15 protein-coding genes, 1 pseudogene and 1 other annotated feature are annotated in these 13533 nt (G+C 37.5%); of the genes and pseudogenes, 6 read left to right on the top strand and 10 right to left on the bottom strand.

The annotated features are described in order from the left end of the window. Positions 1–217 precede the first annotated feature (217 nt). Positions 218–436, top strand: a complete 219-nt coding sequence (locus MHI40_RS08490) for a hypothetical protein (protein ID WP_340762268.1) — start codon at positions 218–220, stop codon at positions 434–436. Between the two features lie 7 nt (positions 437–443). Here the strand turns inward: MHI40_RS08490 and MHI40_RS08485 are convergent, their stop codons facing one another. Then, positions 444–1313: a GNAT family N-acetyltransferase gene (locus MHI40_RS08485; protein ID WP_340762267.1), complete on the bottom strand. Its 870-nt coding sequence runs from the start codon at positions 1311–1313 to the stop codon at positions 444–446. A 180-nt stretch (positions 1314–1493) separates the two neighbouring features. Here MHI40_RS08485 and MHI40_RS08480 point away from each other — a divergent pair, with 180 nt between their 5' ends. The 3 genes from MHI40_RS08480 (at position 1494) to MHI40_RS08470 (ending at position 4815) form a co-directional block, all read left to right on the top strand. Further along, positions 1494–2063 (top strand): TetR/AcrR family transcriptional regulator, encoded by a 570-nt coding sequence (locus MHI40_RS08480; RefSeq protein ID WP_340762266.1) that lies wholly within the window; start codon positions 1494–1496, stop codon positions 2061–2063. A 58-nt stretch (positions 2064–2121) separates the two neighbouring features. Then, positions 2122–3543, top strand: coding sequence for a DHA2 family efflux MFS transporter permease subunit (locus tag MHI40_RS08475; protein ID WP_340762265.1), 1422 nt, complete (start codon positions 2122–2124; stop codon positions 3541–3543). A 130-nt stretch (positions 3544–3673) separates the two neighbouring features. After that, a protein-coding gene (locus MHI40_RS08470) for an IS3 family transposase (RefSeq protein ID WP_340762264.1) occupies positions 3674–4815 on the top strand; the annotation gives its coding sequence in 2 pieces (ribosomal slippage) (positions 3674–3944 and positions 3944–4815; 1143 coding nt in all). A 119-nt stretch (positions 4816–4934) separates the two neighbouring features. On the opposite strand, the gene trpA is transcribed toward MHI40_RS08470, so the two are convergent. From trpA to trpD, 5 genes are read right to left on the bottom strand one after another with little or no spacing between them, the layout of a single operon-like run. Then, a complete protein-coding gene (gene trpA, locus MHI40_RS08465; RefSeq protein ID WP_340762263.1) occupies positions 4935–5723 on the bottom strand; it encodes a tryptophan synthase subunit alpha in 789 nt (262 codons plus the stop codon). Beyond that, positions 5716–6921, bottom strand: coding sequence for a tryptophan synthase subunit beta (trpB, locus tag MHI40_RS08460; protein WP_340762262.1), 1206 nt, complete (start codon positions 6919–6921; stop codon positions 5716–5718). The genes trpA and trpB overlap by 8 nt, the downstream gene beginning before the upstream one ends. Further along, the gene (locus MHI40_RS08455; protein WP_340762261.1) at positions 6921–7541 is read right to left on the bottom strand and encodes a phosphoribosylanthranilate isomerase; all 621 of its coding nucleotides are present in this window, start codon (positions 7539–7541) and stop codon (positions 6921–6923) included. Before MHI40_RS08455 ends, trpB begins: the two co-directional genes overlap by 1 nt. After that, a complete protein-coding gene (trpC, locus tag MHI40_RS08450; protein ID WP_340762260.1) occupies positions 7538–8329 on the bottom strand; it encodes an indole-3-glycerol phosphate synthase TrpC in 792 nt (263 codons plus the stop codon). The genes MHI40_RS08455 and trpC overlap by 4 nt, the downstream gene beginning before the upstream one ends. Continuing rightward, a complete protein-coding gene (gene trpD / locus MHI40_RS08445) occupies positions 8326–9357 on the bottom strand; it encodes an anthranilate phosphoribosyltransferase (RefSeq protein ID WP_340762259.1) in 1032 nt (343 codons plus the stop codon). Before trpD ends, trpC begins: the two co-directional genes overlap by 4 nt. 81 nt (positions 9358–9438) lie before the next feature. Beyond that, positions 9439–9654: a binding site (T-box leader), on the bottom strand. A gap of 189 nt (positions 9655–9843) precedes the next feature. Here trpD and MHI40_RS08440 point away from each other — a divergent pair. Further along, positions 9844–10074 (top strand): PepSY domain-containing protein, encoded by a 231-nt coding sequence (locus MHI40_RS08440; protein ID WP_245762604.1) that lies wholly within the window; start codon positions 9844–9846, stop codon positions 10072–10074. A gap of 213 nt (positions 10075–10287) precedes the next feature. On the opposite strand, the gene MHI40_RS08435 is transcribed toward MHI40_RS08440, so the two are convergent. The 4 genes and pseudogenes from MHI40_RS08435 to MHI40_RS08420 all read right to left on the bottom strand — a co-directional run bounded on the left by MHI40_RS08435 (position 10288) and on the right by MHI40_RS08420 (position 12452). Further along, positions 10288–10383 carry a putative holin-like toxin gene (locus MHI40_RS08435; protein ID WP_245762605.1) on the bottom strand — a complete coding sequence of 32 codons (96 nt, stop codon included), beginning with the start codon at positions 10381–10383 and terminating at the stop codon, positions 10288–10290. A 443-nt stretch (positions 10384–10826) separates the two neighbouring features. Beyond that, positions 10827–11378, bottom strand: a pseudogene (locus MHI40_RS08430) (histidine phosphatase family protein); the annotation flags it as partial. A gap of 2 nt (positions 11379–11380) precedes the next feature. After that, positions 11381–11923 carry a GrpB family protein gene (locus MHI40_RS08425; protein ID WP_340762258.1) on the bottom strand — a complete coding sequence of 181 codons (543 nt, stop codon included), beginning with the start codon at positions 11921–11923 and terminating at the stop codon, positions 11381–11383. Positions 11924–11939: 16 nt separating this feature from the next. Continuing rightward, positions 11940–12452: a DUF1572 family protein gene (locus MHI40_RS08420; protein WP_340762257.1), complete on the bottom strand. Its 513-nt coding sequence runs from the start codon at positions 12450–12452 to the stop codon at positions 11940–11942. 80 nt (positions 12453–12532) lie between these two features. Here MHI40_RS08420 and MHI40_RS08415 point away from each other — a divergent pair, with 80 nt between their 5' ends. Continuing rightward, entirely contained in the window at positions 12533–13471 is a 939-nt protein-coding gene (locus MHI40_RS08415) for an aldo/keto reductase (protein ID WP_340762256.1), read from the top strand. Positions 13472–13533: the final 62 nt, after the last annotated feature.

The raw sequence follows: 13533 nt of genomic DNA, 5'->3' as shown, positions 1-13533 counted from the left end.
AAAGGCACTTTCTATTTGGCAGTGCCTTTACCTTCCTAAGCTAACCCCAACCGAAATTTGGATCAACCTTGCTCCCATTTTCTTCTCCCTTCGTATGATAGACTTTTTAAGACTCTATACTCTATGCGTAGTAGGAAGTGATTACGATGAAGGACCTTCTTTGAAAAAGGTATTTCTTCTATGAAGTCGAATACTATATGGAAAGGAGTGTTATTAGATGGATATAGTTAGTACTCTATTTGGATTTTTCTTTGTTGTCTTAATTGCACGCATTACTTACAAAATGATCAAAAAGAATCGTTTTCCTCCTATGAATTATCAACCTTTCGATGATGCAATGTCTGGAATCGATCCGGAGGAAAAGCATAATAATCAAATGTTAAGAGATACGAAGCATGAAAAGAATTATGAAGAACGTACTTCTCGATCCAAATAACGCTTATCTATTTTTTATAGGCAACGAGCTTATGTTTTACTCCAAATCCAGCGTCCATATAAAGGGCTATTGCTGCTTTATTGCTAGACTCCACACTTAAGGTGATTTCTTCTATTGAATCATATGAAAATAAATGATGTAGTGCAGCTTTCATTAGTTTCTTTGCTAACCCTTGCCCTCTGTAATCTGGAGAAACGGCAATATATTCAATTGCTCCTTCTCCGTGAAGTGGAGAAGCTTCCACATACACGTACCCCTTTAACTCCATATCGTGTTGGATGATAAGCAAGAGATTGTCTCTACTTATTCGGGATAGAATCTGCTCACTACTATAATATGTATTTGGAAAAGCCAGTTGATGAAGCTCGCTAAATGATTTCATAAAAGAAGAGTCATATGTTACGACATGTAGATCATTTCTATCAGCTATATTTTCTCTTGCAGTCGTTAATATGAGATGGTGGCCGTTTTCTATTCCATCCATTCGTCCAACAAATTGTTTCACAAAAGTGTTTTTATCGTTTATAAAGAATTGGTATTCATCTAATTTAAAAGGAATTGTATTCTCTAAGGCTTTCCATAAGTCATCGGCAATTTGAAGCTTATCTTTCCCATTTCCGACAAATGGTCCCCATACTTCCGCACTTCTTTTTTCTGCATCTATATCAAATCCTAATGCACCAACTAGATGATCTTCTTCGTATGCAACCACAAATGATTTCTCTATGTCTATATCCGAAAAATCATGGGAAAGTGTATCAAAAATCTCTTCCTCTTCTTCTCCACAATAACCAATATGTGAAGCATCAATACTATTCATTGTTTCTAAGAAAGCCGCTAATTGGTGTAAATTATTTGGAGGTCGTACATAAATCATCTACATTTCTCCTTTTGCTCAATACCATTATCAAAATATTTTATCATTTATATAATGGGAATGATATACACAAATGGTAACCTGCCACTGCTAATCTCATCAAAAATTTTTGACAACGCTTGTGCATTTCTATATATTTACTAATAGACCAGTTTGTATAATTTGTGAGGTGATTTAAAAGTGTCTGAGAAAAATAATTCAAAAGATGTTCTTATTGAAACTGCCTCTCGCCTTTTTCGATTAAGAGGCTACTACGGAGTAGGGCTTAAAGACATTCTTGCGGAAAGTGGAATTCCCAAAGGATCACTTTATCATTATTTTCCGGATGGAAAGGAACAGCTTGCCATTGCAGCAATTGAATATACAAAAGAAATTGTTATAAATGAAATTCAAGAATTATTTGATGAAATTGAAGATCCTATCAATGCATTTCAAATACATTTAGATCATTTATCAGAAATCATTGTAAATAGTAAAAACATAGGTTTCCCTATTGGCACAATAGCTGGCGAAACCCATTCTACGAGTGAGCCGATTCGTATAGCTTGTCAATTAGCCTTTGCAGAATGGCAAGCAATTTATCAGAAAAAATTGCTTCAGTCTGGATATGACAAAGAACAAGCAACGGACTTGGGGATTACTGTGAATTTAATGATAGAAGGTGCTATTCTTTTATCTTTAACGAGTAAAAGTAATAAACCGCTTGAAGTAGCTAAAAAGCACATAACAATATTATTAAGTAAGGATTAGTTTAAATTCATCCAAATGTATGAAGGTCTATATAGTTATTAATTGGAGGAATTTGTTCATGATTGAAAACGCACCACAGCAAGAAAAACAAGTATTTAAAACAACCCCTATTTTAATTTCATTTTTAATAGCAGGGTTTGTCGGATTATTTAGTGAGACAGCATTGAATATGGCACTAGGAGATCTAATAGCAATATTCGATATTAGTCCATCCTCCGTTCAGTGGTTAACAACTGGTTATCTATTAACACTGGGAATATTAGTTCCTGTTTCTGGATTTATCATGCAATGGTTCACCACGCGACAATTATTTATCGCTTCTTTACTATTTTCTATAGTAGGAACATTCATTGCAGCGGTTGCACCTAGTTTCACTGTGTTATTGCTATCACGGGTTGTACAAGCAATAGGGACTGGATTATTATTACCATTAATGTTCAATACTATTTTACTCATCTTCCCTGTTCACAAAAGAGGGGCAACAATGGGTCTCATGGGATTGGTTATCATGTTTGCACCAGCCATTGGCCCAACTATTTCAGGTTTGGTTCTTGAGAAACTTACTTGGCATTGGATTTTCTGGATCTGTTTACCGTTTCTTTTCATTGCTTTGTTGTTCGGTATAAAATTCGTAGAAAATGTAACAACTGTTACGAAACCGAAAATAGATATTCTTTCTATTATTTTATCAACTATTGGTTTTGGCGGAATTGTGTACGGCTTTAGTAGTGCAGGAGAAAAGGGTTGGGGCAGTGCAATAGTTATTTTGACAATCGTTGTCGGCCTTGTTTCACTAGTTTTGTTCAGTCTAAGACAGTTCAAAATGGAAGTACCAATGATTAACTTACGTGTCCTAAAATTCCCAATGTTTACGTTAGGGTTATTAAGTGTATTTATAACCTTTATGGTAATTATGTCTTCCATGATTCTGTTGCCATTATACTTACAAACAGGACTTGCTTTAGCTGCATTTACAGCTGGACTCGTACTACTACCAGGGGGTGTCTTGAACGGACTTATGTCTCCTTTAACTGGTCGTCTATTTGACAAATATGGTCCTAGAGGCCTTGTTACTCCAGGTTTTGTCATCATGATAATCATGTTATGGATGCTATCCAATATTACAATGGACACTTCTATATTTATGGTTGTTGTGATGCACTCAGTTCTGTTTGTTGGAATATCAATGGTTATGATGCCGGCACAGACAAATGGTCTTAATCAGCTTCCGAGAAATCTGTATCCTGATGGAACAGCATTGATGAATACATTACAACAAGTATCTGGTGCAATCGGTACAGCCGTTGCGATTACAATTATGTCGACTTCTCAAACTGCTTATTTAAAGAATGCGACTGATATAATGGATCCAGAAACATTGAGTGCTTCATTAACTGCTGGTGTACAAGATGCATTTATATTTGGTTTAATCCTAGCAATCGTAGGATTAATCATGTCTTTATTTATCAAAAAGGCTTAGATAAAATAAATAAACCCCATTCTATGAGCTAGTTGCTCGGCACTGACCTAAACAAATGAGACAAATAAAAACACCTTTCGTTGAAAAACGGGTATATAATACCTAAATTCAATGCGGAGGTGTTTTTTCTATGGGGACAAGAGTTAGTTATCCAGCAGAAGTGAAAATGAAGGCAATTGAAATGCGCTTGGCTAAGGTACCGGTAAAAGAAGTAATGGATCAGTTGAACATTCGTAATAAGACGCAATTAAAGACATGGATGCGGTGGTATCGAAATGGAGAAATCCACCGTCTCCATCAACCAATTGGTAAACAATATACCTTCGGTAAAGGGCCAGAATACGACAGTGAGACAGCCGAGTTACAGTTGGAGAATCGGTACTTGAAACAGCAAATTGAAGTCTTAAAAAAGTACGCAGAATTGGAAAGGAAGTGGCGCCAAAAGTAGTCATCCAATTAGTCAAAGAATTAAAGGACATTATGCCAATAGGCGAGATTTGTCGGCACCTAGGTGTAGGTCGCTCATCCTACTATCGTTGGAGAAAGAATGCGGATCAACTCACTCAAAAAGAAATTCGAGATCAGCAGATTGGCGACTTATGCAAACAACATAGGTTCCGATATGGTTATCGCAAGATTGCCACTCTGTACCCAGGAGTTTGTGAGAAGACTGTGCAGCGTATCATGCAAATAAATGGTTGGCAATGTAAAGTTAAGGTGAAGAAACGCAAGTGTACCGGGCAGCCCGCATATGTCGCACCGAATTTATTGGCACGGGATTTTACAGCATCTAAGCCCTTGGAGAAGTTAGTCACAGATATTACGTACTTGCCTTTTGGCCAATCGATGATGTATCTTTCTAGTATTCTAGATGTCTACAATGGGGAGATTGTGGCACAAACTATTGGATTTAAACAAGACACCAACTTTGTGTTGGACACGCTCTATCAATTGCCTGAGCTACCCGAAGGGTGTATTCTGCATAGTGATCAAGGTTCCGTTTATACATCCTATGCTTATCAAAAAGCAGTCAAAGAAAAAGGAATTATCATGAGCATGTCCCGCAAAGGCACGCCAGCTGATAATTCCCCTATCGAAACGTTTCACTCCTCGCTAAAGTCAGAAACGTTCTACCTCGACGAAATTTACCGCACAACTAATACGCGTGTGATAAGTATCGTCGAAGAATACATTACTTATTATAACAATATCCGTATTCAAACGAAACTAAACAGCCAATCGCCGGTTCAATACCGTCAATTGGCTGCATAAATAGGGGTTTTTATTCTTGTCTCAAAAAGGGTAGTCAGTGCCCTCAGAATGGGGTTTATTTTACCTTACTTATGCTTTTTAATTGAAGAATCCTCCATACAATCTCAATCCATTAAATGTTAGTTAAATACTTTTGCTTTAGAAGCTTGAACTAGTGCTGTTATATGATCCAAGTCATTTTGATGGAACGCTTCCACTATAGCACTCCCTACAATTACGCCATCAGCTAATGTTCCCATACTTTTTACTTGTTCCGGGGTAGATATACCAAACCCTGCTAGTACAGGTATAGTGCTCTGCTCAGAAAGACTTGTGAAATGTTGCTCCAACTGGTCACTAAACCCATCTCTGATCCCCGTGATTCCGTTTACCGTTACAGCGTAGATGAACCCTTCACCGGACACTGCAATTTTCCTAAGACGCTCTGGTGGACTTGTTAAAGAAACAAGAGGAACTAAAGCGATATCTGTATTTTCAAGTACTCCATGAAGTTCTATTGTTTCTTCCAGTGGTACATCTGGGACGATTAGTCCAGCTATTCCTAATTTTTCACATTGTTGTGCAAACTGGTCTAACCCATAACTAAGTAACGGATTATAATAAGTCATTAGTACAAGCGGTACTCTAACTTCCTCATAAAAAGTTTCTAGTTCCTGCAGGATAGACCGAAGTGTTGCACCGTTTGCAAGAGCGCGTTCACCTGCTTCCTGTATGGTTGGCCCATCTGCAACAGGATCCGAAAAAGGAATACCTAATTCAATAGCAGTTACACCTGCTTGTTGTAAAAAGAAAATTTTAGACTTTAATGTCTCTAGTCCTCCGTCTCCTGCCATTATATATGCGACAAATGCTTTATCTCCTTGAGTATTTACTGATTGAATAGCGTTTAGTAATTTTGTTTTAGCCATTGTTATTCACCCCTAACGCATCACGCACTGTTTGAACGTCCTTATCCCCCCGACCAGATAAACAAATAACTAATATTTCTTCTGGAGACATTTCTTTTGCAAGTTCCGTCGCAAAATGGATAGCGTGGGCACTTTCAAGTGCTGGTATAATTCCTTCTTTTTTTGATAACAGTTGTAAACCTTCTAACGCTTCAGCATCTGTTACGGATGTATATTGTACACGTCCAATATCATGTAAATAGGAATGCTCTGGACCTACTCCAGGATAATCTAAACCAGCGGAGATGGAATGTGCTTCTTGTATAAATCCATTATCATCCTGCAAAATATACATATAAGAACCATGTAGCACCCCTTCTTTACCCCCAGTGACAGCCGCTGCATGGAGTCCTGTCGAAATACCACTTCCTCCTGCTTCTACGCCGTATAATGCAACAACCTGATCATCTACAAAAGGATGGAACATGCCTATTGCATTACTACCGCCACCAACACATGCGACAATTGCATCTGGTAATTTCCCTACCTTTTCAACTATTTGACGCTTTGTCTCTAGTCCAATTACTCGTTGGAAATCACGAACAATTCTAGGGAATGGATGGGGACCAAGCGCAGAGCCTAATATATAATGGGTATCTTCGACATTAGAAACCCAATACCTTAAAGCCTCATTCACTGCATCTTTCAGCGTGCCAGACCCTTTATCCACTGACACTACTTGTGCACCGAGCAATTCCATTCGAAATACATTTAGTTCCTGTCTACGCACATCTTCTTTGCCCATGAATACAACACACTCAAGGTCAAATAATGCACAAACAGTTGCAGTTGCAACGCCGTGCTGTCCAGCACCTGTTTCCGCTACGATTTTCTTTTTACCCATTCGCTTTGCGAGCAACGCCTGACCAATTGTATTATTAATCTTGTGGGCACCTGTATGATTTAAATCTTCTCTTTTCAAATAAATTTGTGCTCCACCAAGTTCTCTTGTCAGTCTTTCTGCAAAATATAATGGGGTTTCGCGACCAACATAGTCTTTTAAATAGTAATTTACTTCTTCTACAAATGTTTGATCAGCAATTGCTTTCTCGTAAGCTTTTTCAAGCTCTATTAAAGCTGTCATCAATGTTTCTGGAACATATTGACCACCGAATCTACCATATCTTCCCGCTCTTTGGTCATCTGCTATTTTTACCATTATTCCACACTCCCATCATCTTTTACGGCTCTTATAAATGCTTGAATAAGCTTTATATCTTTGGTTCCATTTCGCTCTACTCCACTAGAAACATCAACCATAAAGGGCTTTATCTGCTCAATAGCCACTTTTACATTGTTTGGATTCAACCCACCCGCTAGAATGATTTTTTCTGTTGGAATATCATTACCCTCCATCAGCTTCCAATCAAATACTTCACCACTACCCCCTTGATAATCCGTACCCGGTGCATCAAATAAATAAAAATCAGTGTCATATTGTTTCGCCTGTAAAACATCAGCTTCATTATGAACAGATAATGCCTTAATAGAAGGTACATTATTTGTTCGAACAAATTCAGGTGTTTCCTGGCCATGATATTGTATAAAATCGAGCGGTACCTCTTGAAAAGCAGTTAATAGTTCCTCTTTTGTTGCGTTGACAAATACTCCAATCTTCCAAACTTCAGGTGGAATGCCTTTTGCTAACTCTCGTGCTTTATCAATCGTTATTTTTCTTTTGCTAGGTGCAAAAACAAAACCAATCGCATCTGCTCCCGCCTGAACTGCCACTTCCACATGTTCTTTCTCCATGAGGCCACAAATTTTCACTTTCGTCATGAAGTAATTACCTCTCTTTGTACTTGCAAGCTTTGAAGAGCATTCTGAACATCTCCACTTCGCATTAACGATTCCCCAACAAGTACAGCACTGGCACCATAGTTAGCAACTTTTGAAGCATCCGTAGCATTCCAAATACCACTTTCACTTATGAGCACACGTTTTTCCTCAAATGGAAAGCTTGCTGCAATTTCAGCCGTACGTGATAAATCTACTTGAAACGTTCGAAGATCTCGGTTATTTACGCCAATTAGTTTTGCATCCAGCTGCAAAGCACGGTCTAGCTCCACTGAGTCATGAACTTCTACTAACACTTCCAAACCCTTGCTAACTGCATATTCGTATAAAGATAAAAGTTTTTCTTGTTTTAGTGCTGCTACGATAAGTAATACAACAGAAGCTCCAGCATGCTTCGCATAATCTATTTGGATTGGATGAATGATAAAGTCTTTACAAAGAATTGGAATAGAAACGGTGCTTGCAACTTCAGCTAAATCATCAAATGTTCCTTGAAAAAACGGAGTATCGGTTAATACAGAAATACAAGCTGCGCCCGCATTAGCATATTGAGATGCTTGGTCAGCTGGAATAATCCCTTCTGCGATTAATCCCTTAGAAGGGGAAGCTCGTTTAATCTCAGAAATTACTTGTAGTTTTTCAGATTGATAAAGTGCATCAAATAACGATGGTCGTGTAATAATTTCTAACTGGTCAGGTATCGATCCGAGAAGCATCTGTTCTACTTGCCCTTTTTTGGAAGCTAATATCTTATCTAAGATTGTTGTCATAATGCCACCTCCTGTTTAACAGATTGTTGACTGAAAGTTATAACTGCTTCCAACTTTTCTAATGCTTTTCCTGAACAGATCGTTTCTGCTGCTAGCTTAACTCCTTCTTGAATAGAGCTAACGATTCCAGATGCAAATAATCCTATTCCAGTGTTAAAAAGCACCGTATCTAAATAAGGACTTGCTTCACCTTGGAGAACGTTACGCAGTATTTTGGCATTTGTGTGACCATCTCCACCACGTATCGCTGAAATAGGAGCAGAAGCTAAACCTACATCATTTGACGTCAGCTTAAAGGGTATCAAATCTCCGTTATCTATTAGGACTAACTGATTAACACCGGCAAGAGAAGCCTCATCCATCCCTCCAGCACCGCAAACAACAATGGCTCTTTTTCTTCCTAAAATTCTTAACACTTCTGCATATTCCATCGTGAAATCCGAACGATTAATTCCGGTATATTGTGTTTCTAATTTAATTGGATTAGTTAACGGACCGACCAGGTTGAAAATAGTCGGCTTGCCGATCATTTGTCTAGCGATTCCAATCCTTTTTAACTTTGGATGTACATTTGGTGCGTAGAGGAAAGTTAATCCCTCTTGCTTAAGTAGGTCGATAGTTGCCTCAGAGCTAATAGATGCATGAATTCCTAATGCTTCTAGTACATCCGAACTTCCAGCGCTACTAGAAATTTTCCGGTTACCATGCTTCGCTATTGTTGCTCCTGCACCCGCTAACACGAATGCAGAGGTGGTACTAATATTAAAGCTATTCAAACCATCTCCACCTGTACCGCAATTATCCATATAATCACCATGCGGTTCGTTTAAGTTAATGGCAAATGACTTCATAACTGTTGCAAGTGCTGCAACCTCAATAGATGTCTCTCCCTTTTTGGAGAGTGCTTTTAAAAAGTCAACAATATAGTGTACTTCCGTATTTTCTGCAAACAATAGCTTGGAAGCATCCACCATTTCCTCATAAGTCAAATGCTCACTCTTCTCCACTTTGTCTATAAATCCTCTCATCTTAAATCTCTCCTCTGCTCTGCTCAGCTATTTTTGAAACAAAAAAAGTCCTCTTCCAAGGGATTTCAGAAAAATCCCTTGGAAGAGGACGGTATTTACCGCGTTGCCACCTCTAGTTGGAGTGTAATACTCCCACTTAAGCTCCTGTAACGTAGGAAACACGTCTACCTCTTCAACAATGAATGTTATCGAGGAAGCTCTCATAAGCCCATTCGCTCTAGCAACAAATCAGTTCTCACCATCCACTGACTCTCTTGATTGTCCGCAAAAGCTACTATTCTTACTCAAACAATTTCTCAGCTATACTAACTCGTCTCAGCTCGTCTGTTCTTAGGCGATACTACTTTTAGCATCTTCTGCCTTTTTTCCGAACATAAAAGTTAATTATTATGATAGTAGGAATACTTTCAATTGTCAAACAGTTTTTATCCTTTTATATTCAGTCTGCATAAAATGGTATCAATAAGACAAGGAGGGTTTTAATTAGTGGTAAATCCAATGAATGGACAGAGAATTAGTTCGGAACAAGCGATAAGTATTGCTTTGCAGAGAATTCCTGGAGAAATTGTACACGTGGATTTGGATATGGAGGATGGTCTTCTCGTATACGAAGTATTCATCATGACATCAAGCAACCAGATTTTTGAAGTGGAAGTCCATGCAAGAACTGGGAATATCCTGAAAATCGAACGAGAAGAAGACTTTGATTTTGATTGATCGACAAACTGCCGATTGAACATAGAAGTGTATAGTTAAAAAACTACTCCGTTGATTCCCTTCAGGATAGTTGGTATAATAAAGGAATTACAGGTATACAATAAAATACCGACCGGATGTTAGTAGCATCCGGTCGGTAAAATAGACTGATTCCCTTCAAGGGTGTCGGCAAAGAGATTAAGTAATCCATCCGAGCGCTAACTCATAGGTGGGTTACTTTTTTCGTGTCATTGAAAAGGTCAGCGTAATCAATGCAATGATTAGAGAAGAAAAACTAATCATAATTACGAGCGATTCAAATATCGTCAAAAGCAGCACCCCCTTCTGTACCGGTCGTTAAACAGAAAGTAAAAAAATTGTGCCGTCCACCCATGAGAAGATCAATCTATACTATCAATTATACCACACATACGTTCTATTCCGGTAATTTCCTCCCATTATTTTATTAATTTTTCAGCGTACTTTTGAGGATCTTTAATTTTATTTTCAACAAAAAACTTAGTCATTTCCTTAAAGAAAACCATATAATCCATGTCTAAATCTCTTTCGCTCATTAACTGTTTCAAATGCTCGATATCCCCATCTACTTGAAGACAATCATTCAATAAATCTACCTCAATAGTTATTAGTACATGGTCATGCAAGGTTACCGTACCAATCATTCTTTGATGATTCAAATCCACTTGTTGAAAGGTATGTTGTATATCAGATCGTTTGTAAATAGTATAGCCCGAACTCTTCGTTCTGGATTCATTGTCTATTCGATTAACAGCTACCAAATGCTGTTCGTAAAAAGTGAGTTTATAAATATCAGGCATTTCAAGTTGCTTCCAAAAACGATAATCATAGATAGAGTCAAAGTAATTCATGATCAGAACCATTATATTGCCATGTGTACCTATTGCGATATTCTTGCCATCAAATTTCTTCAAGATTTCTTTCGTTACATGGATACCTCTAGCTTGCGCAACATGATTAGATTCTCCTCCTGGAAGTGAAAAGTCATAATCCGACCATACTTTTAGCATTGCTTCGTTAAAATCAGCAACTGGTTGATCAGATAAAAGTCGTTCCTTGAATGCATCCATAATTTCTATATCTTTTTTTAAATGATTCGCAATTCCTTCCACAGTTTGAATAGCTCTCTTATAAGGACTTGATACTATTACTTCTATATTCTCCTGTAGTAACAGATCTGTTATTTTCTTTGCATCGACCATACCCTGTTCAGACAATGGTCTACCCAATTCGTCCGTGGAATAGATGGAATGCGCATGTCTGACGAAATAAAGATTAGTGAGCATTCCTAATTCACTTCCTTACTAGTTCGCTTTGAGTATATTCTTTTAACAAATGGTTCCTTCAAATCTGTATATGCACTAATATTAATATTCTTTTGCTTTGCACTCTGAATTTTTAAAATCATGTAAGCTTCTTTTGCTTTCTCGTTGGAATTTAAGTAATTTCTAAAAAATAGTTGATTACACCATAGTTCTTCTTCAAAATCTACCATATGGATGAAATGAGTTTTCACTTCATAAGTTTCATCCGTAAATTTGGCCAGAACTATTTCACCTGGTCTTTCCACTCTCAATCTTAGAAATCCGATACTTTGTAATTGTTTAAATATAGCTTTATCTACATTTGAAATATCGTCTATTCCTATTAATATATCTATAATTGGTTTAGCAGGCATGTTTTTTATTGCGGTGCTTCCAATATGCTGTATTCGATCTTCTAGAAGTCCTGTTGCTTCTAAAACTTCTAGTTTCACCCGGTTGAACTCTTTCCCCCATTCCCCGTCGTATGGAGATAACTTTACCTCGTTTTTTAATAGTCCAAGCTTCAAAATAATGCCTCCACTTCTACTTTTGCTTTTTAGGAATAGACAATGTTGTCCACTTCTCTTCAGTAGTCACTTGCTTCGCAATATAAATCACCTGTCCAACATGAGAAGATGTATGAGAAAGACTTCTAATAACAGCTTCCATAACAGTATGAGGCTCGTTCCTAATGTAAATAGTTTGGAGCAAATGGACTGATTTTATTGTATCTAATGCTTCTAAGAATATTTGACATCCCCTCGACCAAATTTCTAACAACTCCTCACGAGTTTCCACTGTACTTTCAAATTCCTCGTCCCGATTTCTGTCAGGCTTTTCACCGTCTGTCGTCAAAAAGTCAGTCCATCTTGAAATCAGATTCCCACTCATATGTTTAATGATGATAGCTACACTATTGGAATGATTATTTGGAGTCCAAAATAACTTATCTTCCTCCATCTGCATGATTGCTTTTTCTACATCTCTCATTAAATCAGAAAACTTTTGATGAACTACTCCAATAAAATCAGTGTGCACATCCGTTAGTACCGTCAAATCAATCTCCACCTTTTTGTATTCTGGTTTTTCTATATTATAATAGAAATATTCAGAGAAAAGGAGTTGTTTCTATTATTATGAAAAATGCAGTAGAAATTGGTCGTACTGGTCTATTGGTAAATCCTATTGGTTTAGGAAGTAACGCAGTCGGTGGACACAATCTATTCCCTAATCTAAACGATGAAACAGGCAAGGAAATTGTACGAGCTGCTATTCAAAATGGAATCAATTTTATAGATAGTGCCTTTATATATGGGATGGGAAGATCAGAAGAACTCATAGGAGAAGTATTAAAGGAATTTAACACGAGGCAAGATATGATTATTGCAACAAAAGGGGCACACAAGATAGAGGAAGGAAAGGTTATTGTAGATAACTCTCCTAAATTTTTAAGAGAGACCGTTGAAAATAGTTTGCGCAGACTGCAAACCGACTACATTGATCTATTCTATATCCATTTTCCAGATGAAGGAACTCCTAAGGATGAAGCAATTGGAACACTCTCACGACTTAAAGAAGAGGGTAAAATTAGAGCAATTGGCGTATCCAATTTCACAATGGATCAATTAACCGAAGCCAATAAAGACGGGAATTTAGAAGTAATCCAATCAGGCTATAATCTATTCAAAAGAGAGGCAGAAAATGACTTAATCCCTTTTTGCGCCAAACACCAAATTTCATTTATCCCGTATTTCCCTCTTGCTTCTGGTCTTTTGACAGGAAAATTCAATAAAGATTCTATAATTGAAGACGGCCGATCAAAAAATCCGTTATTTCAAGGGGAGGTTTATATTCGTAACTTGGAAAAGATTGAGTCTCTTCGTAGTATAGCAAATGATAAACAAGCGGAGGTTTCTTCCATTGTTCTTGCATGGTATCTAGCACAAAATACCATAGATACAGTAATTCCTGGAGCTAAAAAACCAGAACAAGTGTTACGAAATCTGAAAGCACTTGAAGTGGAACTGACGATAGAAGAAATGCAGGAAATTAACCGAATTTTTAAGACAGAATAAAAAATTATAATGCTCATTTTCATCAACATATATAGGCTGATCGTGAATTCACTCACGGCCAG

It is taken from the genome of Psychrobacillus sp. FSL H8-0510, assembly GCF_038008345.1.
GTDB lineage: Bacteria > Bacillota > Bacilli > Bacillales_A > Planococcaceae > Psychrobacillus > Psychrobacillus psychrotolerans.
Note: the sequence above shows the minus strand (reverse complement) of the source record. Positions and strands in the feature narration are given on the sequence as shown.